24 protein-coding genes, 1 tRNA gene, 2 pseudogenes and 1 riboswitch are annotated in these 22,335 nt (G+C 67.3%); of the genes and pseudogenes, 19 read left to right on the top strand and 8 right to left on the bottom strand.

The features are described from left to right. Positions 1-11 precede the first annotated feature (11 nt). Together FMP39_RS30090 and hemL are read right to left on the bottom strand one after the other, a co-directional pair. A complete protein-coding gene (locus FMP39_RS30090; RefSeq protein WP_228558460.1) occupies positions 12-1,940 on the bottom strand; it encodes a serine/threonine-protein kinase in 1,929 nt (642 codons plus the stop codon). A gap of 46 nt (positions 1,941-1,986) precedes the next feature. Next, positions 1,987-3,282 carry a glutamate-1-semialdehyde 2,1-aminomutase gene (hemL, locus tag FMP39_RS30085; RefSeq protein ID WP_141593537.1) on the bottom strand — a complete coding sequence of 432 codons (1,296 nt, stop codon included), beginning with the start codon at positions 3,280-3,282 and terminating at the stop codon, positions 1,987-1,989. 290 nt (positions 3,283-3,572) lie between these two features. On the opposite strand from hemL, the gene FMP39_RS30080 reads away from it, so the two are divergent. The 4 genes from FMP39_RS30080 to rraA all read left to right on the top strand — a co-directional run bounded on the left by FMP39_RS30080 (position 3,573) and on the right by rraA (position 7,226). Beyond that, positions 3,573-4,559 (top strand): hypothetical protein, encoded by a 987-nt coding sequence (locus FMP39_RS30080; RefSeq protein WP_228558459.1) that lies wholly within the window; start codon positions 3,573-3,575, stop codon positions 4,557-4,559. Further along, positions 4,556-5,641: a hypothetical protein gene (locus FMP39_RS30075; RefSeq protein WP_228558458.1), complete on the top strand. Its 1,086-nt coding sequence runs from the start codon at positions 4,556-4,558 to the stop codon at positions 5,639-5,641. The genes FMP39_RS30080 and FMP39_RS30075 overlap by 4 nt, the downstream gene beginning before the upstream one ends. Positions 5,642-5,735: 94 nt before the next feature. After that, on the top strand, positions 5,736-6,713 hold the full coding sequence (locus FMP39_RS30070; protein WP_141593536.1) for an aldo/keto reductase: 978 nt from the start codon (positions 5,736-5,738) through the stop codon (positions 6,711-6,713). A 15-nt stretch (positions 6,714-6,728) separates the two neighbouring features. Then, complete coding sequence (gene rraA, locus FMP39_RS30065) at positions 6,729-7,226, top strand: ribonuclease E activity regulator RraA (protein ID WP_141593535.1); 498 nt, start codon at positions 6,729-6,731, stop codon at positions 7,224-7,226. 30 nt (positions 7,227-7,256) lie between these two features. Here the strand turns inward: rraA and FMP39_RS30060 are convergent, their stop codons facing one another. After that, a complete protein-coding gene (locus FMP39_RS30060; protein ID WP_141593534.1) occupies positions 7,257-8,219 on the bottom strand; it encodes a hypothetical protein in 963 nt (320 codons plus the stop codon). 284 nt (positions 8,220-8,503) lie between these two features. Between FMP39_RS30060 and FMP39_RS30055 the strand changes: the two genes are divergently transcribed. The 12 genes and pseudogenes from FMP39_RS30055 to FMP39_RS38720 form a co-directional block, all read left to right on the top strand. Beyond that, positions 8,504-8,686: a helix-turn-helix domain-containing protein gene (locus FMP39_RS30055; RefSeq protein ID WP_141593533.1), complete on the top strand. Its 183-nt coding sequence runs from the start codon at positions 8,504-8,506 to the stop codon at positions 8,684-8,686. Positions 8,687-8,883: 197 nt separating this feature from the next. After that, positions 8,884-9,243, top strand: coding sequence for a hypothetical protein (locus FMP39_RS30050; RefSeq protein ID WP_141593532.1), 360 nt, complete (start codon positions 8,884-8,886; stop codon positions 9,241-9,243). Between the two features lie 222 nt (positions 9,244-9,465). Then, positions 9,466-10,074 carry a hypothetical protein gene (locus tag FMP39_RS30045; protein WP_141593531.1) on the top strand — a complete coding sequence of 203 codons (609 nt, stop codon included), beginning with the start codon at positions 9,466-9,468 and terminating at the stop codon, positions 10,072-10,074. Positions 10,075-10,818: 744 nt separating this feature from the next. After that, positions 10,819-11,124, top strand: a complete 306-nt coding sequence (locus FMP39_RS30040) for a helix-turn-helix domain-containing protein (RefSeq protein WP_228558457.1) — start codon at positions 10,819-10,821, stop codon at positions 11,122-11,124. An 81-nt stretch (positions 11,125-11,205) separates the two neighbouring features. After that, positions 11,206-11,949 (top strand): hypothetical protein, encoded by a 744-nt coding sequence (locus FMP39_RS30035; RefSeq protein ID WP_141593529.1) that lies wholly within the window; start codon positions 11,206-11,208, stop codon positions 11,947-11,949. A gap of 796 nt (positions 11,950-12,745) precedes the next feature. Further along, the gene (locus tag FMP39_RS30030) at positions 12,746-13,408 is read left to right on the top strand and encodes a hypothetical protein (protein WP_141593528.1); all 663 of its coding nucleotides are present in this window, start codon (positions 12,746-12,748) and stop codon (positions 13,406-13,408) included. A 119-nt stretch (positions 13,409-13,527) separates the two neighbouring features. After that, positions 13,528-13,734 (top strand): AlpA family transcriptional regulator, encoded by a 207-nt coding sequence (locus FMP39_RS38725; protein WP_095956843.1) that lies wholly within the window; start codon positions 13,528-13,530, stop codon positions 13,732-13,734. A gap of 518 nt (positions 13,735-14,252) precedes the next feature. Further along, complete coding sequence (locus FMP39_RS30020; protein ID WP_141593527.1) at positions 14,253-14,813, top strand: toprim domain-containing protein; 561 nt, start codon at positions 14,253-14,255, stop codon at positions 14,811-14,813. Continuing rightward, on the top strand, positions 14,810-15,892 hold the full coding sequence (locus tag FMP39_RS30015; RefSeq protein ID WP_141593526.1) for an AAA family ATPase: 1,083 nt from the start codon (positions 14,810-14,812) through the stop codon (positions 15,890-15,892). Before FMP39_RS30020 ends, FMP39_RS30015 begins: the two co-directional genes overlap by 4 nt. Beyond that, a complete protein-coding gene (locus FMP39_RS30010; protein WP_141593525.1) occupies positions 15,889-16,098 on the top strand; it encodes a helix-turn-helix domain-containing protein in 210 nt (69 codons plus the stop codon). Before FMP39_RS30015 ends, FMP39_RS30010 begins: the two co-directional genes overlap by 4 nt. 12 nt (positions 16,099-16,110) lie before the next feature. Next, a complete protein-coding gene (locus FMP39_RS30005; protein ID WP_228558456.1) occupies positions 16,111-16,380 on the top strand; it encodes a helix-turn-helix domain-containing protein in 270 nt (89 codons plus the stop codon). A gap of 2 nt (positions 16,381-16,382) precedes the next feature. Next, positions 16,383-17,477 (top strand): annotated as a pseudogene (locus FMP39_RS38720) (tyrosine-type recombinase/integrase); the annotation flags it as partial. A 200-nt stretch (positions 17,478-17,677) separates the two neighbouring features. Here the strand turns inward: FMP39_RS38720 and FMP39_RS29995 are convergent. Both FMP39_RS29995 and FMP39_RS29990 read right to left on the bottom strand, forming a co-directional pair. Beyond that, positions 17,678-17,750, bottom strand: a tRNA-Arg gene (locus FMP39_RS29995). A 292-nt stretch (positions 17,751-18,042) separates the two neighbouring features. Then, complete coding sequence (locus tag FMP39_RS29990) at positions 18,043-18,195, bottom strand: hypothetical protein (protein WP_153904244.1); 153 nt, start codon at positions 18,193-18,195, stop codon at positions 18,043-18,045. Positions 18,196-18,278: 83 nt separating this feature from the next. Between FMP39_RS29990 and FMP39_RS29985 the strand changes: the two genes are divergently transcribed. Together FMP39_RS29985 and FMP39_RS29980 are read left to right on the top strand one after the other, a co-directional pair. Then, a complete protein-coding gene (locus FMP39_RS29985; protein ID WP_228558455.1) occupies positions 18,279-19,073 on the top strand; it encodes a helix-turn-helix domain-containing protein in 795 nt (264 codons plus the stop codon). Between the two features lie 88 nt (positions 19,074-19,161). After that, the gene (locus FMP39_RS29980; RefSeq protein ID WP_141593523.1) at positions 19,162-19,551 is read left to right on the top strand and encodes a VOC family protein; all 390 of its coding nucleotides are present in this window, start codon (positions 19,162-19,164) and stop codon (positions 19,549-19,551) included. Between the two features lie 159 nt (positions 19,552-19,710). Here the strand turns inward: FMP39_RS29980 and FMP39_RS29975 are convergent, their stop codons facing one another. The 3 genes and pseudogenes from FMP39_RS29975 to FMP39_RS29965 all read right to left on the bottom strand — a co-directional run. Further along, a complete protein-coding gene (locus FMP39_RS29975) occupies positions 19,711-21,129 on the bottom strand; it encodes an NAD(P)/FAD-dependent oxidoreductase (RefSeq protein ID WP_141593522.1) in 1,419 nt (472 codons plus the stop codon). Positions 21,130-21,270: 141 nt separating this feature from the next. Further along, positions 21,271-21,600: a multidrug efflux SMR transporter gene (locus FMP39_RS29970; protein WP_011550520.1), complete on the bottom strand. Its 330-nt coding sequence runs from the start codon at positions 21,598-21,600 to the stop codon at positions 21,271-21,273. 15 nt (positions 21,601-21,615) lie between these two features. Beyond that, a riboswitch (guanidine-III (ykkC-III) riboswitch) is annotated at positions 21,616-21,679 on the bottom strand. 118 nt (positions 21,680-21,797) lie between these two features. Beyond that, positions 21,798-21,911, bottom strand: a pseudogene (locus tag FMP39_RS29965) (integrase core domain-containing protein); the annotation flags it as partial. Positions 21,912-22,062: 151 nt separating this feature from the next. On the opposite strand from FMP39_RS29965, the gene FMP39_RS29960 reads away from it, so the two are divergent. Further along, positions 22,063-22,335 (top strand): hypothetical protein (locus FMP39_RS29960; RefSeq protein WP_141593521.1); only part of this gene is annotated, 273 nt, incomplete at its 3' end.

Below are 22,335 nucleotides of genomic sequence, written 5' to 3'. Positions count from 1 at the left end.
CGCGGCTGGCTTCAGGCCAGCGCCCAAGCCAGCGCGAGCCCCAGGGCACACGCGCCCGCGCAGAGTCCCGCGACGAGCCAGGGACGACCACCGCGAAGCCATGTGCCGAAGTCCTCCTCGGGCTCTGGCACGGGCAGCGCATCATCCCCCGTGATGGCGCGCACCAACTCCTGACGACGGGCCTCCACCGCCGCGGCATCCACCGCTTGGGAGATGTCCACGCCGAAGCCCACCTGTGTCTCGCGGGTGGCTCGGCGCAACTGCGCGGCCTGGGGCGGCAAGGACGGGAGCGCCCTGGCGGGATTCACCTCCGTCACGGTGACATCCTCGGACGCGGTGGCACGGGCGCCCTGGCTTCGGCTGGCCTCCGCCCGTTCGAGCGCGACCATCAGCTTCGCCGCATCGACGGCTTCGGTGGCCGCCGCGTCTCCGCCCAGGCTGGCTCCGGAGTTCGCGGCCCCAGGGCCCACCGCGGACTTCGACGCCATGCCAGCGTCCGCCGCCATCCGGGCACGTTCGGGCTGAACGACCGTGGTCTCCTCGTCCGCACCGAGTGGCGCGCTCGCGGCCGGGCCTCGCGATGGATGGACGACGGTGGCCTCCCCCTCCACATCGAGGTGTGCCCGTTCGCCGCCGGGAAGGCCCCGTCGCGCTCGCGAGGCTCCGCCCTCCACCACGGTCGTCTCGTCCTCCGTTCCGTACAGCGCGGTGACGCGAGGCGCATTGTCAGCGCGAGGCACCTCCGGCGCCCTTCCAGGAGTCCCTCGCACCGTGACTTCAAGTTCATCCACGGCATGCGCTGCCTTCGCTGGCGTGCCTCGCACGGAGGCATCCGGCGCGGATGGGACATTCGCATCAGGCGGACGGGCCGACGGCGGCGCCTTCGAAGGCTCAGCGTCGCCACGCTCAGCCGGGACGTAGTCCTCGGGCGCGTCGATGCCTTCGTGCTCGAACGCGAGCGCGGTGGGCGGAGCGAGCACGGTGGCCAACGCGGGCTCGGTAAGTGCGCGGGAACGCGGCTCCCGCAGCAGTTCGCGGAGCACGAGTTCCTCCGCCTTCTTCTCGCGGGGGAACGCGGCCGCGATGAGGCGCGCGACATCCGCATCCCCCACGTTGGGCGCCAGCTTCGCCTTCATCCGCGCCAGTTCCGCGCCCATGGCGGCCGCGTCCGGGAAGCGATTGTCGGGCTCCGAGGCCAGCGCGCGCATCAGGAACGCATCCACGCTGGTAGGCACGCCCTGCCGGACACTCCCCGCTGGTTCCCACTGGGGGTAGGCCGCGCGCCGCCACCGCTCCACCGGGTCGCCCCGCTGCGCCAGGGGCTTCCATGCGAACAACTCCCACAGCAGCGCGCCCACCGCGTACACGTCCGCGCGCCGGTCCACGAAGCGCTTCCGCGCCTGCTCCGGTGCCATGTACGTCAGGTTGCCAATCACCACCCGGGGCGCCGTCTGCTGCTCCTTCAGCGTGGACTGCGCCGCGCCGAAGTCGATGATTTTCACCTCGCCCGCGTAGCTGATGCACACGTTCGCGGGAGACAAATCCCGGTGGACCAGGTGCAGCGGATTGCCGAACTCATCCGTCGCGTCGTGCGCATAGGCCAGGCCCTCACAGAGCCGCTGCCCCAGGTGGAGCATGATGCCCAGCGGCAGCGTCCGCCCGAGCTGCCGCAGCCGGTACGTCAGCCGGCTGAGCGTCTTGCCCTGCACGTACTCCATGGACAGGTAGAGCTGCCCTTCCACCTCGCCCATGGCGTACACGCGCGCGATGTTCGGATGGTGCAGCCGCACCACGACGCGGGCTTCATCCCGGAAGCGTCCGGCGAACTGCGGGCTCGCCATGAGCTGCGGGAGGACCTTCTTCACCACACATGCACGACGAGGCGCCTCCTCACGCGCGAGGAACACCTCTCCCATCCCCCCGGCGCCGATGCGGCGCACGAGGGTATAGGGACCGAAGCGAACGGGCCCCTCGAGGGGCGCGGGCTCAACCGGTCTTGCCAAGCGAACGGAAGGCCTTTCTCGCCGCCGCGAGGACGTGCGCGACTTCCGGCTCGCCAATGGCCAGCGACACGAACGCCGCCTCGAACTGGCTGGGCGGCAGGTAGACGCCTTCGTTCAGCATGGCGTGGAAGAACTTCCCGAAGCGCGCCGTGTCCGCCTTCTTCGCGCTGGTGTAGTCGTAGACGGGCTCACCGGTGAAGAACACCGTGAGCATGCTGCCCACGCGGTTGACGGTGACGGGCACGTCCGCGGCCTTCGCCTCGGCGAGCAGGCCGACCTCCAACATGCGGCTGACCTCCTCCAGCCGCGCGTAGGTGCCGGGGGCCGCCAGGGCCTTGAGGCACGCCAGGCCCGCCGCCACCGCCACCGGGTTCCCCGACAGCGTGCCGGACTGGTACACCGGGCCCGCGGGAGCCACCTTCTCCATGATGTCGCGGCGGCCACCATACGCCCCCATCGGCATGCCCCCGCCAATCACCTTGGCCATGGTGGTGAGGTCCGGCTTGAGGCCGTACAGCTCCTGCGCGCCACCTCGTGACAGCCGGAAGCCCGTCATCACCTCGTCCAGCACCAGCAGCACGCCGTGCTTCTGGCAGAGCGCCTGCAGCCCTTCGAGGTAGCCCGGCTTCGGCACCAGCACGCCCATGTTGCCCACCACCGGCTCGATGATGGCGCAGGCGATGTCATGGCCACTCTCCGCGAAGATGCGCTCCACGGCGGCCAGGTCGTTGAAGGGTGCGGTGAGCGTGAGCTTCGCCAGCGCCGACGGCACGCCCGGAGAGTCCGGCAGGCCCAGCGTCTCCACGCCACTGCCCGCCTTCACCAGGAACGGGTCTCCCGCGCCGTGGAAGCAGCCTTCGAACTTGAGGATGTGCTCGCGACCGGTGAAGCCCCGCGCGACGCGGATGGCCGCCACCGTGGCCTCGGTGCCACTGGAGACCAGGCGCACCATCTCCACCGCGGGCATGGTGGCGCAGATGAGCTCCGCGAACTCCACCTCGTCCGCATGCGGCGCGCCATAGGACGAACCCCGGCGCGCGGCGTCGATGATGGCGTCCAAGATGGGCGGATACGCGTGGCCCAGGATGAGCGGTCCCCAGCTCCCCACGAGGTCGACGTAGCGGTTGCCGTCCACATCCGTGAGCCAGGCACCTGAGCCTTCACGGAAGAAGACAGGGTCGCCGCCAACGCCTCGGAAGGCGCGCACCGGGGAATTCACTCCGCCGGGGATGCGAGCCTGCGCGCGAGCGAAGAGAGCCTGACTGTGAGCGTGGTTCATGGCTCGTTCCATAACATGCGGCACGAGGCAGTCTGTGTCCCCACACGCCCGCTCCCATGCCCCCCGCTTCTTCGTGCCGTCGTCGACACATTATGGACAGTCTCGGGCTGTGCGGAAGAAACCGCCTTTCTTGTAAATCTGACTAAATTGGATGGTTTCAGCGACGCATCGTCCAGGGTTCGACACGCGCCATGCCCGCCGCCCCTCCCTTCAGCCAGGCCCTTCGCACACGAGTCCGAGGCTGGGCCCGCGCGCTCTGGCCGTTCCTCATGTGTGGCGTCACCCCCGCCATGGCTGCCAAGCCGCCCCTCCAACGTCTTCCACGCCTCACCTGCCGCGCGGGCTATTTGGACTTCGAACAACGTCACGGGCTGCCGACGGTGCGAGCCGCCATCCAGCAGGCCCTGGTGCAGAACGACGCCGCCGCCCTCACCTTCCTCACCGAACGGATTCCGGAAGTCCTGGGTGAAGACGCCCAGGCCGCGCTTCAGGTGCTCGACTGGGCTGACGCCGCACCGGCGCCCGAAGCCTCCGTGCTGCTGGCGGGCCTGCGTGAAGCCTCCGCGGTGAGGGATGCACGGGTGGCCGAGCGGCTCCTCACGATGGCGGAGCAGCACGCATCCATCGACCACCGCGCACAGTCGCTGCAGGCACTGGAGACACAGGCGCGCTTCGGCGCCCCTGCGCAGGACCGGCTGATGGCGTTGGCCAGGAGCAGCACGGCCCCTCAGGGCGTGTCCCTGCTCGCGGTGAGAACCCTGGGCAGGGTGATGAAGAACGACTTCCAGGCAGGAGGCTCGGAGGAGCCCTACCTCACTCGACTCCTGACACTGGCGCGGGAGTCCGAGGACCATCACATCCGCGCCCTGGCGGTGGAGCTGGCCGCATCCTTGTCCGTGCGACTGGATGCGCGGGCCGTGAAGCAATTGGCCTGGGCGCTTGAGAATGACTCAGACGCCAACGTCCGGGAGCTGGCGGCCCTGGCGTTGTCCGATGGCCGCGACACGCGCGCGGTGCTGAGTCACTTCAGCGACGCGTTTCCTGAAGAGCAGCGCCTGTGCGTGCGCTGGGCGCTCCTGCGCTACACGCTCCGGGCCGGTGGCGCCGAGGCGCTTCCCCAAGTGCGGGACTACTCGAAGCAGGACCGCCGATTCGCTCGAGACGTCGCCGACTTCCAGGCGCTCTACGACGCGGGACACGTGGACTTCGACCGGCTGTGGCTGAACAAGCGCGTGTATCACCGCTGCCCTGAGGACGTGGAGGCCCGGACGCCATGAGGAATCCGCGTGGAAGGTTCGGCTGGGTCCTCCTCGCCGGGGCGTTGGGCGCAGCCGTGGTGGGCACACACCTCTGGCGTGCTCCAGAAAGGAACACCGCCCCTGTCCTCGATGCCTCGACGCCGCAGGCCGCTGACGCCGGACATTCGACGCTCCCGCCCCTGCCCGCCCATGCGCAGCCGCTGAAGGAAGTGCCATGTGAGTTCACCGCGCTCCTCGCGGAGTATCGCCAGGGCCACGCCTCACCGGCGTACCGGCGTTACGTGCGAGAACAACTCCGCGGGCTCGTGGAGTCCCTGTCCGAGGACGTGCATTGGCAGCACCTCAGCAAGGAGCAGGACGCTGACGTGCTGGCCTTGCTCTCCGACACCTGGGTGCTGCGCTACGCGCTGGAGGGACAGGCCCGCATCCTGGAGCGGCTGGTGGACCGCGTAAGTGAGACACCCGACGCGCGCCTGCGTGCCGTGTTGATTCGTTCACTGCAACAGACGGGGGAGCCCTCCACCCAACTGTTGGGCATCCACGTCCTCAAGGGCCGAGACATCTACCGTGACTGGGTGACGGACGCAGCGCCCGAGGTCCGCGCGGCCGCGGTGGAGAACTTCCGGGAGGAAGCCGCTCGCAACGCCGGCCGCTACCGCGTGGTGGCGGAGCGTGCGGTGTCACTGGCCACCGTCGCGGAAGACCCGGCCACGGCAGCGGGACTCCTGGGCGCGTCTTCCATCGAAGCGGTGAGAGGACCGTCCGTGGCGCAGGTCCGTACATTGCTCCAGTCAGCGAAGCCCCCCGTCGTACGTGCCGCGGCTGCACGGGCCCTGGCGACCTCGCCCATGGCAGAGCTCTCCGCGAGCCTCGATGCACTCGCCGCCCGCTACAGCGCCGAACCTGAGGCGAGCGTGCGCGAGGCGCTGCTGGAATCCATCTCTCGGCTGGGCCTGAGCCGCGCCGTGCCCGTCCTCGAGCGGCTCCGTGACACGAACGCCGCGGCTCGAGACGAAGTGAATCCCTGGATTGCACTGCTCGCGGAGCATCCCCAGCGGTGGGAAATGCTCGATACCGCACGGCGACACTCTCGCCGATGAACGGGGGCATTTTGACCTGCACCCTGTTTCGGGACGCGTTAGCTACGCCGGCCACGGCCCGCGGGCCAACCACTCACCGAGGGAGCGACAGGCAATGCCCCAGACGAAGCTCGAAGCACGCAAGGCACTCGGAACCACCGGCCTTCAGGTATCCCCCCTGTGCCTGGGAGGAAACGTCTTCGGTTGGACAGCCGACGAGGCGACCTCGTTCGCGGTGCTCGATGCCTTCGCCGACAACGGCGGCAACTTCATCGACACGGCGGACGTCTATTCGAGCTGGGTCCCCGGCAACCGCGGCGGCGAGTCGGAGACGCTCATCGGCAAGTGGATGAAGTCGCGCGGCGCTCGGGAGCGCGTCGTCATCGCCACCAAGGTGGGCTCGCAGACGGAGCTGGGGAAGGGCCTGGGCCGCGAGCACATCCAGCGCAGCGTGGAGGCCTCGCTGCGCCGGTTGCAGGTGGACGTCATCGACCTCTACTACGCGCACTACGAGGACCTGGACACGCCAGTGGAGGAGACGATGGCGGCCTTCGACGCGCTGGTGCGCGCCGGCAAGGTCCGCGCACTGGGCACCAGCAACCACTCCCCGCAGCGGCTCACCGAGTCGCTGGAGGTGTCCCGCCGCAACAACCTCGCCCGATACGCGGTGCTGCAACCGCACTACAACCTCGTCGAGCGCAAGAACTTCGAGTCTTCGCTCCGGGGCATCTGCGAACGGGAAGGGCTCGTGGTGGCGCCCTACTTCGCGTTGGCCTCGGGCTTCCTGACGGGCAAGTACCGCAAGGACCAGCCACCTCCGAAGTCGGCCCGCGCCGAAGGCGTGCTGAAGCAGTATGGAAACGCGCGCGGCTGGGCGGTGATTGATGCCCTGGAGGCCGTAACGCGCCGACATCCGGGAGCGAACTTCGCCCAGGTCGCGCTCGCGTGGCTCGCGGCTCAGCCCACCATCGTGGCGCCCATCGCGAGCGCGACGTCCGCCAGCCAGACGCAGGAACTGCTGGGTGCGTTCACGTTGCAACTGACGGAGGAGGACCTCCGCGCCCTGGACGTTGCGTCGTCCCGCGAGGCCTGAGAAGGCTCGAAGCCCATGAGCACGTTCACCGACTTCAAGACGGCCGACCTCTGCGATGCCCACGCGGGCACGCCGTGGTTCCAGATTGCCGAGCCCGGGTTCCAGGACTACGGCGGCGTCCGGACCTTCGCGGGTCCCATCAGCACGGTGCGGGCGCCCGAGGACAACTCCCTCGTGCGCAAGGCCCTGGAGGAGCCCGGCCAGGGCCGGGTGCTGGTGGTGGACGGCGGAGGCAGCCGCCGATGCGCGCTCGTGGGGGACCAGCTCGCGTTGCTCGCCCAGCAGAATGGCTGGGCGGGCGTGGTGGTGAATGGCTGCATCCGAGACGCCGAGGACGTGGGCCGCATGCGCATCGGCGTCAAGGCGCTGGGCACCCACCCGCTCAAGAGCCTCAAGCGCAACGAGGGACAACGCGACGTGGAGGTCCGCTTCGCCGGAGTCACCTTCCGCCCCGGCCACTACGTCTACGCAGACCTGGACGGCATCGTCACCTCCGAGTCGCCCCTGGGCTGACGTCAGGGGCCCCGGGCGGAAGTGCTGACACTACCCGCGTCGCCACCACTTCCGCCGCGCGGCCCTCACGTCGGACCAGTCCACCAGGCAGTCGTGCACGTTCTCCTGGCCGCGCTGGGCATCAGGCATGTCCCCTGACTCCACGCGCGCAATCAGCTCCGGCAGCCGCTCGTAGAACGTGGGCGAGCGGTACTGGGGATGCAATGTCCACAGGCCCGGCGCCGCGCCCAGGAAGTCCAGCCGCCACAAGCCGCGACGCTTGAGCCTCCGGGTGACCAGGTTCTCCGGCTCGCGGTACGGCGGATTGCCCGCGCGCAATGCACGCAGCACGTGAATGGGCGGCGCCAGCTTCGCCTGCAGCGGGCCTATCCGGCGCACCAGTGCATCGCGGTCCACGAAGAAGGCCCGGCTACTGAAGCGCCGGAAACGGAACGCGTGGGAGCCCTGTGCATCGGGCTCGTACCAGCGACTGTCTCCCGCAATCGTCCCGTCCGCGCGCGGCGGGCCTGACAAGGGACTGCAGCTCACCAACTCCTCGCGTGACGCGAGCTGCGCGGCCGCCTCCGCCATCCAGGCGCGCGACGCTCCGCCGATGAGCATGTCCGCATCCAGGTGCATCACGTGCGGGTGCTTCGCCGCCGCGAGCCCGAAGAAGTAGGAATGGAAGGGCCCGCCGCGCGAGTCCTTCATGGGCAGCCGCGAGCCTCCGAAGAACTGCTCGGAGAGTGCCTTCGTGACGGCGGGGGAATAGTCCACCTCCACCAGCCGGATGCGCGGATCCGCCGAGGACAGCTCCGACAGCAGCGCGTCCATCTTCGGCTTTCGCTCCAGCCACGCACCCGCGAAGCGGCTGCCCTGGCTGCGGTGCAGGTCCAGCACGAGCAGCACCTCCTGCACGGAGGGCCCGAGCTGGCGCAACTGATGCCGAAGGATGAGGCGCGCGTGCGGATAGTCCGTGGGCGCGAGGTTGATTTGCAGGGTGACCGGGCTCACGAAGTGTCCAGCAAGAGGGTGGTCGCGTCATCCATGACGGAGTGGCCCTCACTTGCCATACCCACGGTGCACCAGACAACTGAAGGAGGAGTGGTCCTGGCAGGGGTCGAACCTGCGGCCTCTCGGTCCGCAACCGGGGTGGGGCGGGTTGGCAGGAGTTCGCAGCCTCTGTCACCGGCTCGCAACCTGCGGAAGGGATTGGCGCTTCCCAGGGAGCAAGGACGGTTACGGTTGGCACCATTTCCACTGCTTCGACTGGCCGTGGTGCGCCGGTGGTGCGGAACATGGTGCGGCCAGTGGCCCCGCCGATGCTCACGGTGCGAGAGGTGGCGGAGAAGTTGGCCGTCTGCCGAGCCACCGTCTACGCGCTCCTCGAACGTGGGGAATTGGAACGGGTGTGGATCGGGAACTCCATCCGCATCCCGGCCGCGTCACTAGAGGCGCTCCTCGCCCGGGGGCGGCGCTGATGCTTGGGCCGCTGGTTCCCGGTTCCCGGCTCTATAGCGGGAACCGGTTGAGTCCTCATCTTCCCGGCAGACGTGGCCAGCGTGCAGCGGAAGTGCGTAGCCCAATGGTGCCGCTGGGCTTTTCGTGGTCGGCGCTCTACGCCCCACCCCCTCGGGAGGTTGACGGGGTCGAGTGGGGCGCGGGAGGCTGCTGGGCCATGTTCGTCCCATGGTGGCTACTTGCTGGGGTGGCTGGTGTGCTCGTCACGTGGGGATGGTGTCGACGCTACGTACGGCGCCACGAGATACTCACCGTCCGCGCATGGTGGGCTCGCCTGCCGCGCGAGCGCCGGGAGGAAATTCTCTACGTGCGCGAGCGCCTGCATCGCAATGGGGCCAGTTACATTCAGGACTACAGCCGGGCTTCGGATGCGCAGTTGGATGAATGGTTCGAGAACTCGCTGAGAAATGCGCTGGGCGGCGACTCCTGGGCGTTCGAACTCCTCAAGGAGCAGGTGTTTGGGCACGTTTCGGCTGCGGGGCTTCTGCATCCAGCCGCGCCTACCGCCCGCACCTGACTGACTCCATGGGCACGGCTTGGCGGCGTTGGTTCCCGGCTCCCAGTCCTATGGCGGGAACCGGAACCAATAAAGCCGCTCGTCGTCTTGACATACGTGGCCGCCGTTAAGGCGGACATAATTGGTCTTTTGAGGCGCAGTGCACTTGGCTGGCGGGCGGCGCCCTATGCCGCCCCGTTGGGCCGTTGACCGGCCCTCTCGGGGTGCGAGAGGCTGGCCTGTATGGACCGGCTTGCAGACCTCTGGACTCAGGCGGACAGTACATTCATCGGAAGCCTCGGCCTTGTTGCCGCAGTGCTCCTCGTCCTATGGCAGGTCATCTCAGCGCCGGCAGGCACGGTTTTCTTCGCCTGCCTTTTCGGCTTCTCTTACTTCGGGCACCAAGCGGCGGGCTTCGTTGGCACGGTCGGAGGTCTCATAGTCGGAGCGGTGGTTGGATTGATCGCCTACGTCGCCGTAGACGAATTACACGATCACATTTCGCGGGAGGTAGCCGGCACTCCCACGAAGCCGCCAATGCCGCTCTGGAAGATCCTCCTAGGCTTTTTGGCAATGCCGTTTTTGTTCCTGTACGTGTCTTTGCGTCAGGCTTGGCCTTTTCGCGAGGCGTGGCCGCTTGCGGCGTTTTTCGCCCTCGATGGACTTGCCATCCTTGTGCTTAATGCTGCGCGGCGTGACGGTGGTCGCATGTATCTGATACTCGGACTAATATTGGGGGTCGCCGCGTTCGTTGTACTCTTTCGCTGGGACACGACGCCCCCCCATGCGCCACTAGCGAAAGTCGATGCCGATTCCCACGCGAGCGAGTCTCGTCCTACGGGCCGCCCCTAACGTCATTGGACAATGCGGACTGCCTCGGTGCGTCCTAGACACCAGTGAGCGCGAGACGCCACGCGCCCGGTTAGGACCTTCTCTAGTGGCATGAGAAGATCCTTAGAGCCGCCAACAGTGGCAGATTGGGCTGTGCGTCAACCGTTCAAATGCTCTTGTTCGTGCGGCGCACGAGAGGGCGGCTCGGATTCATTCAGGGCCTCCTTGGGGCGGGAGGACACTACGGCCCTCGACTTCTGGCCCGTTGCCTTGCTCCTACGTCCCGAGCGCCTCTTGGGTTCCTCTTGGGGTTCATCTTCTCGGACACCCCACATAACAACGGGAAATCTTAGAGGCCCCGAAGCGAACAGGACGATATCCCCGGAGAACTCATCGCTCGTTGTTGGGTCCACGACCCCGTTGTGCGGGGCCCACAAGTGGGCAGGGGTTTCCTCGTTGCGGATCACACGCCGTAGTTGACCAATGCGTTCCGTCACCAGAGCCAGGATTGAGAAGATGCCCGAGGGAGCTTCTCTCTCACTGGTGCCATCTAGCGCGTGATTTGCGAGCAGTTCCGCGAGGAGTTGCGCTCCCCGCGTTGCTCCCGCCACGGTGGCGAGTTCCAGGTCAATGCTGACGACTGCCGGGGCGCTGGTGCGGTCCATCTCTTCGGTCATGCAGGCCGTCCTTTCGAGGGTCACTGGCGGCCCGAAGGTAAACTATAGGTTGTGGTAACGTAAAGGTTACCCGGGCCAAATTGGCTCTGTGTCCCCACCCGGCAAGTCACAGCGGCCATCCCCTACCGAGACCGCAACGACGGAAGATTTGGCGCCCGCAATCAAGCGGGAGCTACGGCGACTCGGGAGGAGACTCAGGGAGGCTCGCCAAGCAAGGGGGCTCACGCAGGAACAGGCCGCAGAAGTGATGGGGCTGCATCCCAAGTACATGCCGCGATTGGAGGGAGGCACTGCTAACCCCACCGTGGCCACGCTGGTTGCCGCATCCGTGGCCTACGATGTGGCGCTCAGCGAGCTGTTTGCTGAGCCCCACGACGAGGACGCGGCCACGTGACCTGGGGCCGTCGCTGCGAGCAAGAGGAGCGGTGTCGTGGAATCATGCTGGGCACATGAACTTTCCCGTTGCGGTGGCGGCATGTCCCGCGAGCACTACTTCACCAACGGTTTGTTCCCGAATGGGGCAACAGTCCGGGGCGCCAGTTGGTGCCCCGATGGAGAGCGGACTCTTCCTGCTCCGGCGCTGGTGGCAAACATTCTCTGTAGAGACCACAACGCGCAACTCAGCGAATTGGATCAGTCAGCAATTGATGCCTGGGAACTGTGCGATGACTTGAGCAACATGCACGCTCTTCGCAGCGGCCGCCCAAACTCTCGTTGGTCCCTGCGCCAGTACACCATAGATGGGCTCAGATTCCAGCGATGGTGCTTCAAGCTGATGGCCAACTTGCTGTTCTCTGGCAACTACCGGGCGGCGCCGTCGGGTTGGAGGCCCGACCTGCGCCTCGTGCGCCGTATCTTTGGGGTCGAGCCATTCGACGAAGGGTGCGGAATCGGCGTGCTAGCAAGCGTGGGTGAGCAGGTCGAGAACACAAAGAGACTCTCGTTCGATATGGCTGTGGGGAGAGATGGAGAACAGACCGGCGGGGTTCTTACCTTCCGAGGTCTTCTCCGCATCGCATGCTCCTGGAATCAACCGCTCGACCGCGCCATTCAGCCACCAGAGCATGGGGGTACCTTCGGGCATGTCATCCCCCCACACGGGACCGTAAAGCTCGGTCACAACCTAGAGTTGCGATTCAACTGGAGCGGCACTTTTGCGGCCAAGAACAACTCTCTTTCGCGAGAAGTGCTGTCGAGATTCAAAAAGAAGAAGCAATAGGCTGGCTCTGACGGTCCCCCTCGCTCACGCTGCACTGCCATTCCCCAGCGTGAATGCGCTCCCATCGAGCCCGCGACTTTCGCCGTGTTGGCACAGGCATTGGTGCCATAGCAAGGGGCCGAAAAGGCCCTCTCTTGGGCCTAAAATCGGCCCTTCGGTGCAGCGATTGAGTGACGCAAGGTACCGCAATCATGAGTGAAAACCTGGGATTGCCCCCTCCCCCCTCCCCCCGGCAGCGTCGGCGGCGACTGGTGAACCTCGGGAACGTGAGGACCGGGCTCGCCGACTGCCTCCGCGCGCTGGAAGACGGCACTATAGAAGCCAGCAAGGCACGGGCGCTTATCTACGGGTACTCGGTACTCGCCGGAATCATCCAGGGCACAGAGTTGGAGGAGCGCCTCGCCAAGCTCGAAGCCACAGCCAGGCACGAAGGTTCTCCCCGCGCGGGAGGACTGGTGTGTGCGCGGTAAAGCTGCGTTCCCGAATCGAAGCCCTGGAGCGTCGCGCAAGCCGGGATGCGCCCTCCCTGGCCGTGGTGGAACTGTATGAGGACGACGACATGACCTCGGCGGAGCGTTGGCTCAGTGAGTTCGAGGCCAGTTCCCCCCAGGGCGTAGCGGTGGTTATTCGGCTGTTGCTGCCTCGCCCAGCGGGAAAGCCTCCGGTCTGGGCATCGGCTGATGGCGGCCAGTTGCGATAGAAGAGCGCCGCGTGGGCACGCTCGGCCAACCGGCCACGGCTCCCAGACGTGGCAGTCCGCGCCCCTTCCACCTTCTGGGGAGTACCCGGGGCGTACATGGGCAAGAAGAAGCGAGAGAGCCCGCCATACGCGAGCGCAGAAGAGGCGCTGGCCGAATGCAAGCGCCGCCTCGGAGATGCACGATGCGCGGCGGTACTGCGAGGACTCCGGCGGAAGGTCCATCGCCCAACGCGCCTACGCGAGACTGTGGCTCTCTGGGAGAGCTTGAAAGCGCTCGGGCCCGAACTGCGCGCCCTCAAGAACACCGTCAAGGCGTCGCGGGCCATCGAGAGCGAAGGAACCGGGCCGTATCCAGCGTCCCTGCGTGAGCAGCTCGAAGATTCGTGGGAGGAACTGGAGAATGCGCCTGTGGGGCCTGCCGCAGTGCGCGCCTTGCTTGAACGGCTGGAACCTTGGCTCCGTGAGGGAGACGGACTTCTGAAGGAGGCCAACCGAATCAGGCCGAGAGGTGAAGTCACGGGAAGCAATGCGAAGGAGACAACGGCGATTGCCCGCTACCTCGTCACAGTGTCTTCAAAAGAAGGATGGTCCATCACGAAGACTATCGCGGCACTCTTGGAGGTAGCGCACGGCAGCCAGTTGCCGCATGCCCCGGATGCCCGCGACTCCGCCTGGGAGCAGCGCCTTGAAAAATGGAAGAAGGCACTGGAGCGAGCGAAGGCAAGCGCATCCTCGGGCCGAACAACTCGGGGGCGCTGACCAACTGACCAGTGAATTGAGGGGGGACAACCCCTCCACGAATCCGCCAGCCGTCCCCACGTAATCAACAGGCCGGACGACTCACGATTGCCCTGCTCTTCACAGCACGGAGGCAATCGGTGTCGGACGCAGAAACACTTCCCGGTCTTCTCAGGCTCCCGGCGATCCTCAAGCTCATCCCCGTCAGCCGTTCCACATGGTGGGCGGGGGTTCGCTCGGGTCGTTTCCCTCAGCCGGTCAAACTCGGTCCTCGCATCACCGCATGGCGCGCGGGCGATATTGCGATGCTCATCGGCGAGTCGCGCGCGCGGGGAGGCCGTTCGTGAGCCTCGTCCTCCCAAACTGGTTCTCCGAGGTGCGAGAGCGGGGCGTTGAAGCAGTCGCGCGTGGGCTCGGCCTGGAAGTTGGCAGGCGTGGGCCACGCGGGGCATTCATCAGGCCGTGTCCCGCCTGCGGGGCGGCGAACCGTCACCCTTCACGCAGTGACAAACGCGGTGCTGTCGGCCTCACGCCGGATGGGCGCGGCTGGCGCTGCCACGAGTGCGACGCTCACGGCGACGCGGTGACGCTCGCCGCATGGGTCATCGCTCAGAACCCCAGGCCGAGGGACTGGACGCCGGTGCGCGCAGCGTTGGCGGATGGCCTGGCGGTTTCTCTCGCGTCGCCCTTGCGTATGCAGCCCATGGCGCCATCACGCGCCCTGCGCCCCCCGAAAGCCGAGCTTGAGTCCCTCTGGCGCGCGAGCTTTCCGCTGGATGCGGTCCCCTCCGGCCTTGACCCATCTTGGACCGGAGCGGTCCGCGTCTACCTCTCGACGCGCGGCTTCGACATGGGATGGCTCACCATGCCGGAGACCCGCGAGCTTGCGCGCATCCTTCCGCCGCCCGAGCGCTACCCATACCCGTCGTGGTGGCCTTACCCGCCGGAGGTGTACCGGCTCGCGCTCCTCGCCTTCGAGCCTGATGGAAACGTGGCCTCAATCCAGGCACGCGCCATCCGGGCAGACCTTCCGGCGAAGGACAAGACGCGCAACCCGCGAGATTTCTCCTACGCGGGAACTCTCTTTGCCGATGGCCGGGGCCGAGAGTTCCTCCGGGCAGTGCGGGGCGAGGAGACTCTGGCTGCACTCGAAGCCGTGGTGGTGACCGAGGGGCTCACGGACACTCTCAAACTCGCGCAAGTCGCCTGTCGCTACGGGCGACGCTGGGCAGTGCTCGGCATGGTGGCCGGGAGCGCAAACGCCTTCCGTTCCCTCTCGGATTGGCCCACAGAGGTTCCCTGTTGGGTCGCGACCGACGGAGACGGGGCCGGAGACCGCTACGCACTCCAGGTTCGAGAGGCGCTCCCTGTAGGAGTCACGGTCGAGCGGGTGGACTTCTCTTCCCACCAGGGGGGCGCGCGATGAGCGGAGACGATGCCGCCGGCCGCTCGGATGCGGAAGTGTTCGCTGCCGTGACCAATGGCCGCAAGCCGGTTCCGGTTCCGCCTACAGGGTCGGGGATTGGGAACCGGTTCCCGGAACCACCGGGAACCGCCGGAACCGCTCCGCCCCTCTTCGAGTCCCTCTCGGACTTCCTTGAGCGCACCAAGGACCTGCCCCCCCTCTCCTGGCTCATTGCGGAGGTGGTTCCAGATTCTGGCAACCTCCTCGTCGTGGCCGCACCAGGGGTGGGCAAGACGTACCTCGCGCTCATCATCGCCAAGGAGGCGGCGAAAGCTGGGCGGCACTCCTTCCTCGTGCTTGAGGAGGGCCGGCCGCGCAGCATCCGCGACCGATTTACGGCCCTTGGCTTCCTCCCGGATGCCCTCGTGCGTATCGCCCACCGTAAGCGGGTGCGGCTTGAGGACGCTGCGATACGCGAGCAGATCGCCGAACAACTGCGCGCCCACGAGGCACCTGTCCTGGTTCTCGACCCGTTCTCCTCGCTGTTCCTCGGGAATGAGAACGACACCGAAGCCGTGAACCAAGCGAAGGAGCATATCCAGGAACTCGCCACCATCAACCCGCGTGCGCTCATCGTGCTGGTGCACCACACCTCGAAGGCGGGCGAGCGCGGCGAAGGGCCACCCATCTACGCGGCAAGGGGGAGCACCGTGCTGTCGGGATGGGCGGATATGCAGGTGAACCTCACGCGAGAGGACACGCCACGTCACTCGGGGCTTATCTCCTTCGTGGCGCAGGTGGCGAAGGGGCGTGATGGGGAAACAGCGCAGCGCCACCAGTTCACGCTCTCTCTCGCCGATGGCACTGTGACCATCGAGGACGTGACCGAGACAGCCGCGCAGGACAAGGAGCAACAGATACGGAGGGTGCTCACCTCCGCGACTACCCCTCCCAACAAAGCGCAGTTGGCCAAGATGGTGGGTGGGAGACGGCAGGTTGCTTTCCGGGCCATCAACGCGATGGAAGAACGGGGCGAACTCAAGTGCGAAGGGCGCGGGTACATCCTCGCCCCGGGCACGGCTACGGAGCGGGAGCCATGAGCAGCCACCCCGAACCGCTCTGGCGGGTGCAGGACGTTGCCCGCTTCCTCTCCATGTCCACCTCGTGGGTCTACAAGGAGGCCGAGGCGGGACGGCTTCCCTGCGTGCGCATCGGCGCGGCGCTCCGATTCCGGCCCGAGGAAATCCGCACGTTCCTTGAGCGCCACCGTGTTCCCCGTGGGTCCGTCACCCCGTTGCGCCGCTAGGAGGTTAAGTGCATGTTCGTGTCCATGGGGACTTCACCTCGCCCGCGCTCCAAGCGCACCGCTCCGGAAGTGCTCACGCTTGCCGATCTCCGGCGGCTCCGTGGCCTCACTCAGGTTGAGCTGGCCGCCGCAGCCGGAATGGACCAGTCCGAGCTTTCCAAGGCGGAGCGCCGGACGGGCCACCGGGTTTCCACGCTCCAGCGCTACGTCGAGGCGCTCGGGGGCAATCTGGAAGTGTTCGCCCGCTTCGGCTCGAAGCGGATTCGCCTCAAGGGGGTTTGACCATGGCCAGCATCTTCAAGCGCGATGGTTCCTGGGTGGTGAAGTGGAAAAACGGGGCGGGCCGGTGGGTGCAGCGTCGAACCAACTGCGCCACGAAGCTCGCAGCCCAGGAACTCGCACGCGAGTTGGAGCGCAAGGCCGAGTTCCAGCGCCTCGGGCTGGAGCCCATCGAGGTCCCCGTCTCCCTCACCTTCGGGGAACTGCTCGACTGGTACGCGCAGAACTTCGCCGGGCAGCTTCGCTCCCAGGGGGACCGGCTCGCGGCCGAGAAACACCTTCGGCCCCGCCTGGGCGCGTTGGCGATCCCCGAGGTGACCACGGCTCGCATTGATGAGGCGCTCTCCGCAGCCGCCGACCTGTCGCCCAAGTCGGTCAACAACCTGCGCGGCTTCGCGCAGACCGTCTTCTCTAAAGCCATCCAGCGCGGGCTCTGGAAGGGCGCCAGCCCCGTGGATGCCGTCCCTCGGCGCAAGGTGCCCAAGCGCGCACCGTCCTACCTCAAGGCCGAGGAGGTGGGGCCGGTGCTCGCCCAGGTGCCCCCTGAGTGGCGGTGCCTGTTCGCCACTGCCGTCTATACCGGGATGCGGCGCGGCGAACTGGTGGCCCTCCAAAAGGTGGACGTGGACCTTGAGCAGGGGGAAATCCTCGTCACGAGGAGTTGGGAGGCGGGCACCACGAAGGGCGGGCGGGCCCGACTCGTCCCCATCCACCACGAGCTGCGGCCCTACCTCGCCCAGGCGATGAGGGAGAGCCCCTCGGGGCTGGTGTTCCCTCGTCCGGATGGCTCGATGCACTCCCTGAACGTGGACCTTGCCCCGCTGCTCCGGTCCGCGATGAGCCGCGCCCAGCTTGTCGATGGGTGGGCCCACAAGTGCCGCCGCTGTGGACGCGTCGAGCACGCGGCCTCATCCGAGGTGCGCCGCTGCTCCAAGGCGGGCTGCGGCTTCATGCTGTGGCCCTCGCCCAAGCCGCGCGCCATCCGCTTCCACGACCTGCGCCACACCACGGCAACCCTGCTGCTCAAGGCGCGGGTGCCGCTGGCGGTGGTGCAGCGCATCCTCGGGCACTCCTCGCCCACGATCACGGCAGGCGTCTATGGCCACCTCGATGTGGACGACATGCGCGCGGGCCTGGAGCAACTCAGCTTCCAGCCAACCGAGGAGCCTCTTGCCAAGGTGCTCCCGCTGGCCGTGGGCGGCCCGCATGGTGCGCCGGTGGTGCGGAACTCGGCGGAGGTGGCTCAACGCGCAGACGCCTCCAGGGAGATTCCCGAGGCGCTGCGCGGGGTTGAGGGAAGTGGTCCTGGCAGGAGTCGAACCTGCGACCTCTCGGTCCGCAACCGAGTGCTCTATCCTCTGAGCTACAAGACCGGAACTGCGACTGCGAGAGCGCCCCAGCCACGGGGCGCGGTGTCAGAAGGAAGCGATGCCGTCGAACAGGTCTTCCGGCTCGGACTCGATGGGGAGGGGATTCATGGGCGTCACCTCGGGGATGAGCGCTCCGACAGGGAATCGAACCCTGTTCACACGGTAGACGGCCGTGCTGCGATTCCAATCGCATCCCGGAGCAGTGGGGTTGACCCGGAAAAGAAAGAGGCCGGGTCCCCTCGGGGAGCCCGGCCTCTGGCCTGCCATGCCCTGTCCTTCGACGGGGCACGGTGGGTCAGAGCCCAGGCGGGAGATCTCGACGGGAGGTCGCCCCCCGCTTGGAATCACGAGCGGTGGCCCGGCCAGCGAGCGCGAGCGCATCGATGCCGATGACAGTATCGTTCAGGGTGTCGGGATTCATCGGGCTCGTCAGGTTCGCCGTCTTCATGGCCACCGCTCCTTTCATGGGAAATGGACGCAATGGCCGCACAGGGCCTGACAGGCTGTGCACGGGCTGAAGACAGGGACGGGATGGCGGAGGACGCACAGCAGCAGGGCTACACCCAGTGGGCACCGCCTATCGAGATGGCGGATGCGGTGGACGCGTTCTGGCAGTTCTGGGTGCCCCGAAAGCCCCACGACGTCCCCCTCCCCCGGCAGCACCGGGTCCTTCCGGATGGCTGCACCGACCTCATCTTCGGATTCCAACACGCCCCAGGCCCGGTGTGGCTGGCCGCCCCCCGGCTGGCCGTCGTCGGCCCCATGAAGCGCTTCATTCTCGTCGACCTCGAGCCCGGCGGGGTGAGCCTGGGCGTCAGGCTCCGTCCTGGCTGGGCGCAGGCCCTGCTGGGTGTCAGTCCGCGTGAACTCTGCGGACTCAACGTCTCCGCCCAGGATTGCTCGCCCGCCCTCATGCAGGTCCAGCGACGGATGGAAGACTGCGCCTCGCCCGCCCAGGCCATGGCCCTGCTCCAGCGCACCATCGCCCGACGCTGGGCTTCGTTCCGGAGCATGGCGAAGCCGCGTGCCGTCCAGGCCCTGGGACACCTCCAAGCCTCGTCGGGACAGGTGCGCATGGCCGCGCTCGCTCGCGAGCTGGGCGTGAGTGAGCGCACCCTGCACCGGGACATCCTGGACGAAGCCGGCGTACCGCCGAAGCTGCTCGCGCGAGTGCTGCGCTTCCAGCGGGCGGTGTCCCTGCTGCGCTCCCGTGAGGGCACGGACCTGTGTGACATCGCGCTCGAATGCGGCTACGCGGACCAGGCGCATCTGTCACGAGACGTGCGGGAACTGGCCGGCGTGTCGCCCACCGCACTCGTGGGTTGAGCGCTGTCCGATTCCTTCAAGACAGGCCCGTGCCATCCGTGTGACGACGCACTCACACAGACGTCCCACTGACCAACAGGAGTCCGCCATGAAGCTCGGCTACATCATCCTCTACGTACCGGACGTGAGCGCCGCCATCGCCTTCTACGAGAAGGCCTTCGGACTGGCGCGCCGCTTCATCCACGAGAGCGGTGGCTACGCGGAGATGGAGACAGGCGCCACCGCCCTGGCCTTCGTCGAGGAAGGCGCGGCGAAGGAGCATGGCTTCACCGTGCGCCATCTGCGGCCGAAGGAAGACGCCGCGGCCATCGAACTGGCGCTCGTCACTCCCGACGTCGCCACCGCGTACACACGTGCCGTGGAGGCGGGCGCCGAGGCGACGCAACCTCCCAAGCAGAAGCCCTGGGGACAGACGGTGGCCTACGTGAGGGACCTCAACGGCGTCCTGGTGGAGCTCTGCTCGCCGATGGAGGGGTAGTCGCAGCGCCCCCCAGCGCGCTCTTGTCCAAGCGGAGCTACGTGCCGGAAACAAACTTGCCGCGGGTGGGATTCGCAGGCAGGAGCGCGCCTGGAGCTGCCCCGTCAAATCGGACAGCTCGTGGTTGGGAATCAGCAGTACGGAATTCGGGGGGTGACATCATCTTCCGTCCGCGATGAGGGCGGCAGCGGCTGTAGCCGTCGTCCCGTCCGGCGGCCGTGCATCACGGGTGGGCGCCGTGGGGTCGTCCGCCGTCACCTCGCCCGCGTGCGGCGCGCGCTCAGACGCGACCTTCGGGCTCAACCGCCACTCGTGCTCCGTGATGAGCCGCGCGCCGCGCGTGCTGAACAGGTAGCTCCACACCCACGTGACGAACACGCCGAAGCGGTTCTTGAAGCCCACCAGGTACCAGACGTGGATGAAGAGCCACGCCACCCACGCGACAAAGCCCGTCAGCCTGGCGCGGCCCGTCTCAGCGATGGCCCGGTGCTTGCCGATGGTGGCCATCGCGCCCTTGTCCTTGTAGCGGAAGGGCGTGCGGGGGCGGCCGCGCAGGTCCGCGAGGACGTTGCGCGCCACGGCCCGGCCCATCTGCATGGCCGCAGGCGCGACGCCGGGCACGAGCTTACCGTCCAGCTCCACGTGGGCCACGTCACCCGCGGCGAAGACCTCCGGGTGGCCGGGCAGCGTGAGATCCGCCGCCACGTGCACGCGCCCCGCGCGGTCCAGCGGCACGCCGAGCCCGCGCGTGAGGTGCTCGGCCTGCACACCTGCAGCCCACACCACCGTGCGCGAGGCCAGGCGCTCGGAGCCGAGCATCACACCCTCGGCGTCCACCGCCGTCACGCGCGCCTCCGTGCGCACTTCCACGCCCAGGGCCGCAAGGTCGCGGTGCGCACGCGCTCCCAGCTTCTCGCTGAAGGACGGCAGAATCCGTGGGCCCGCCTCCACGAGGAAGACGCGCGCGCGGGACGGTTTGATGCGGCGGAAATCGCGCACCAGCACCGTGCGGCTGATGTCCGCGATGGCGCCCGCCAGCTCCACACCCGTCGGGCCCGCGCCCACGACGACGAAGCTCAGGAGCGCGCGCTGGCGCTCGGCGTCGCGCTCGTTCTCCGCCTGCTCGAAGGCGCTGAGGATGCGGCGGCGCAGCTCCGTCGCCTGCTCCAGCGTCTTGAGTCCCGGGGCGAAGTCCTCCCACTCCGACTTGCCGAAGTAGCTGTGCTGCGCGCCGCATGCGATGACGAGGTAGTCGTAGCGCAGCCGCACGTCGCCCTCGCCGCCCACCCAGCGCTCCTTGAGGTTCACCCACGTGACGCGGCCCAAGTGCACCGACACGTTGGGCTTGCGCGCGAACTGCGAGCGGATGGGCACCGCGATGTCCGCGGGGCTCAGTCCGCTAGTAGCCACCTGGTAGAGCAGCGGCTGGAAGAGGTGATGGTTGCGCTGGTCGAGGACCGTCACATACAGCGCCGAGTGACGCGCGAGCGCCTTGGCGGCCGTGAGTCCAGCGAAGCCCGCCCCCAGCACGACGACGTGCTTCTGGCCGGGAGCGAGCGGAGGCGTGATGGGGTCCAAGGGACATCTCCTTCACCTGGCCGGCGCACACGTCCGAATAACCGTGGTGCGCCACCATGGCGTTGATGAGGCTCAGCCGACAGGCGCAGTGCGCGTCGTCGCCAAGGCTCGACACGTACTGCGCGCTCGGACAGACAGCCCCTAGTGCGCGTCCCCGCCGCTGGTGAACTTCAGGCCGATGACAGAGACGACCATGAGTCCGAGGAAGAAGAAGCGCCCCAGTGTGGCCGGCTCACGGAAGAGCACGATGCCAACAAGCGCGGCGCCCAAGGCCCCAATTCCAACCCAAACCGCGTACGCAGTTCCGGCCGGCAGCGTGCGCATTGCGATGGACAGCAGCGCCAAGCTGCTAATCAACGTGACGGCAACAAAGAGACTGGGCCAAGGCCGGGTGAAGCCCTGCGTATACTTGAGGCCTACAGCCCAGCACGTCTCCAGCAACCCAGCAACGAGAACAAGCAGCCACGACATGACGCACCCCTGGTCAGGGCGTCGTCTTACGTAACCGGGTACGGCGCATCTCGTCCGGGCAGGGCTGCACTCTGAACTGAGTGCAGCTGGTGCGGCTGGCCTACTAACCCAGCGAGGCCGCCTTGTCCACCGCAGTAGCTTGTGAGCCGACAGGCCGGATGCTGGGCAGTGGAGGTGCCCCCGTCAAATCGGACAGCTCAGGGGTGAGAGTTAGCAGTACGGAACTCGTGGGGTGGCTTCATCTTCAGCCCGCGGTGCGGGTGGCAGCGGTTGTAGTCGTCGAACCAGAGGGGCAGGTGGGCTCGTATTGTTCTTGGCTATCTCAGCCATTCCCCCTCGGGAGAGAGGAAGTTCCGAGCCGTACGAATCTCCAAGCTCGTTTCAGCCCTTGCAACCATCACTGTCAGTCTGGCTTCGGCGCAGGCGTTCGCGGGAGTCGTCTTCATCGACACGACGGCCGCGATGCGCAGCGCGTCTGGCTATCCCATCACCGCTCGTTCGGACGTGAGCTGGGCGTACGCGAACAGGGGCGCGGAGGCGGTGTGCGCCCGGTATGGGTATCCGCGAGGCCTCTACACGGGCGCCCAGTCCGGTGAGCTGATGGGCCTCCACTGCTTCACGTCCGACATGGTGACGTGGCAGGGCGTTCCGTTCTCCCAGATTCCGCAGTGGGCGTGGTGGCAGACCAGTGAGGCCAAGTTCATGACGGGGGGCTTCGGGGCGGGGTTCCTCAGG

This window comes from Myxococcus sp. AB056 (assembly GCF_006547365.1).
In the GTDB taxonomy this organism is placed as follows: Bacteria; Myxococcota; Myxococcia; order Myxococcales; family Myxococcaceae; genus Myxococcus; species Myxococcus virescens.
The sequence above is the reverse complement of the archived record's forward strand: the minus strand, read 5'-3'. Positions and strand labels throughout refer to the sequence as shown.

What these genes read in the sequence shown, in the direction of transcription:
- hemL (WP_141593537.1), bottom strand. Translation starts at nt 3,282, where the DNA reads ATGAACCACGCTCACAGTCAGGCTCTCTTCGCTCGCGCGCAGGCTCGC.
- FMP39_RS30080 (WP_228558459.1), top strand. Translation starts at nt 3,573, where the DNA reads ATGGCTGCCAAGCCGCCCCTCCAACGTCTTCCACGCCTCACCTGCCGC.
- FMP39_RS30075 (WP_228558458.1), top strand. Translation starts at nt 4,556, where the DNA reads ATGAGGAATCCGCGTGGAAGGTTCGGCTGGGTCCTCCTCGCCGGGGCG.
- FMP39_RS30070 (WP_141593536.1), top strand. Translation starts at nt 5,736, where the DNA reads ATGCCCCAGACGAAGCTCGAAGCACGCAAGGCACTCGGAACCACCGGC.
- rraA (WP_141593535.1), top strand. Translation starts at nt 6,729, where the DNA reads ATGAGCACGTTCACCGACTTCAAGACGGCCGACCTCTGCGATGCCCAC.
- FMP39_RS30055 (WP_141593533.1), top strand. Translation starts at nt 8,504, where the DNA reads ATGGTGCGGCCAGTGGCCCCGCCGATGCTCACGGTGCGAGAGGTGGCG.
- FMP39_RS30050 (WP_141593532.1), top strand. Translation starts at nt 8,884, where the DNA reads ATGTTCGTCCCATGGTGGCTACTTGCTGGGGTGGCTGGTGTGCTCGTC.
- FMP39_RS30045 (WP_141593531.1), top strand. Translation starts at nt 9,466, where the DNA reads ATGGACCGGCTTGCAGACCTCTGGACTCAGGCGGACAGTACATTCATC.
- FMP39_RS30035 (WP_141593529.1), top strand. Translation starts at nt 11,206, where the DNA reads ATGTCCCGCGAGCACTACTTCACCAACGGTTTGTTCCCGAATGGGGCA.
- FMP39_RS30030 (WP_141593528.1), top strand. Translation starts at nt 12,746, where the DNA reads ATGGGCAAGAAGAAGCGAGAGAGCCCGCCATACGCGAGCGCAGAAGAG.
- FMP39_RS30020 (WP_141593527.1), top strand. Translation starts at nt 14,253, where the DNA reads ATGCCGGAGACCCGCGAGCTTGCGCGCATCCTTCCGCCGCCCGAGCGC.
- FMP39_RS30015 (WP_141593526.1), top strand. Translation starts at nt 14,810, where the DNA reads ATGAGCGGAGACGATGCCGCCGGCCGCTCGGATGCGGAAGTGTTCGCT.
- FMP39_RS30010 (WP_141593525.1), top strand. Translation starts at nt 15,889, where the DNA reads ATGAGCAGCCACCCCGAACCGCTCTGGCGGGTGCAGGACGTTGCCCGC.
- FMP39_RS30005 (WP_228558456.1), top strand. Translation starts at nt 16,111, where the DNA reads ATGTTCGTGTCCATGGGGACTTCACCTCGCCCGCGCTCCAAGCGCACC.
- FMP39_RS29990 (WP_153904244.1), bottom strand. Translation starts at nt 18,195, where the DNA reads ATGAAGACGGCGAACCTGACGAGCCCGATGAATCCCGACACCCTGAAC.
- FMP39_RS29985 (WP_228558455.1), top strand. Translation starts at nt 18,279, where the DNA reads ATGGCGGAGGACGCACAGCAGCAGGGCTACACCCAGTGGGCACCGCCT.
- FMP39_RS29980 (WP_141593523.1), top strand. Translation starts at nt 19,162, where the DNA reads ATGAAGCTCGGCTACATCATCCTCTACGTACCGGACGTGAGCGCCGCC.
- FMP39_RS29970 (WP_011550520.1), bottom strand. Translation starts at nt 21,600, where the DNA reads ATGTCGTGGCTGCTTGTTCTCGTTGCTGGGTTGCTGGAGACGTGCTGG.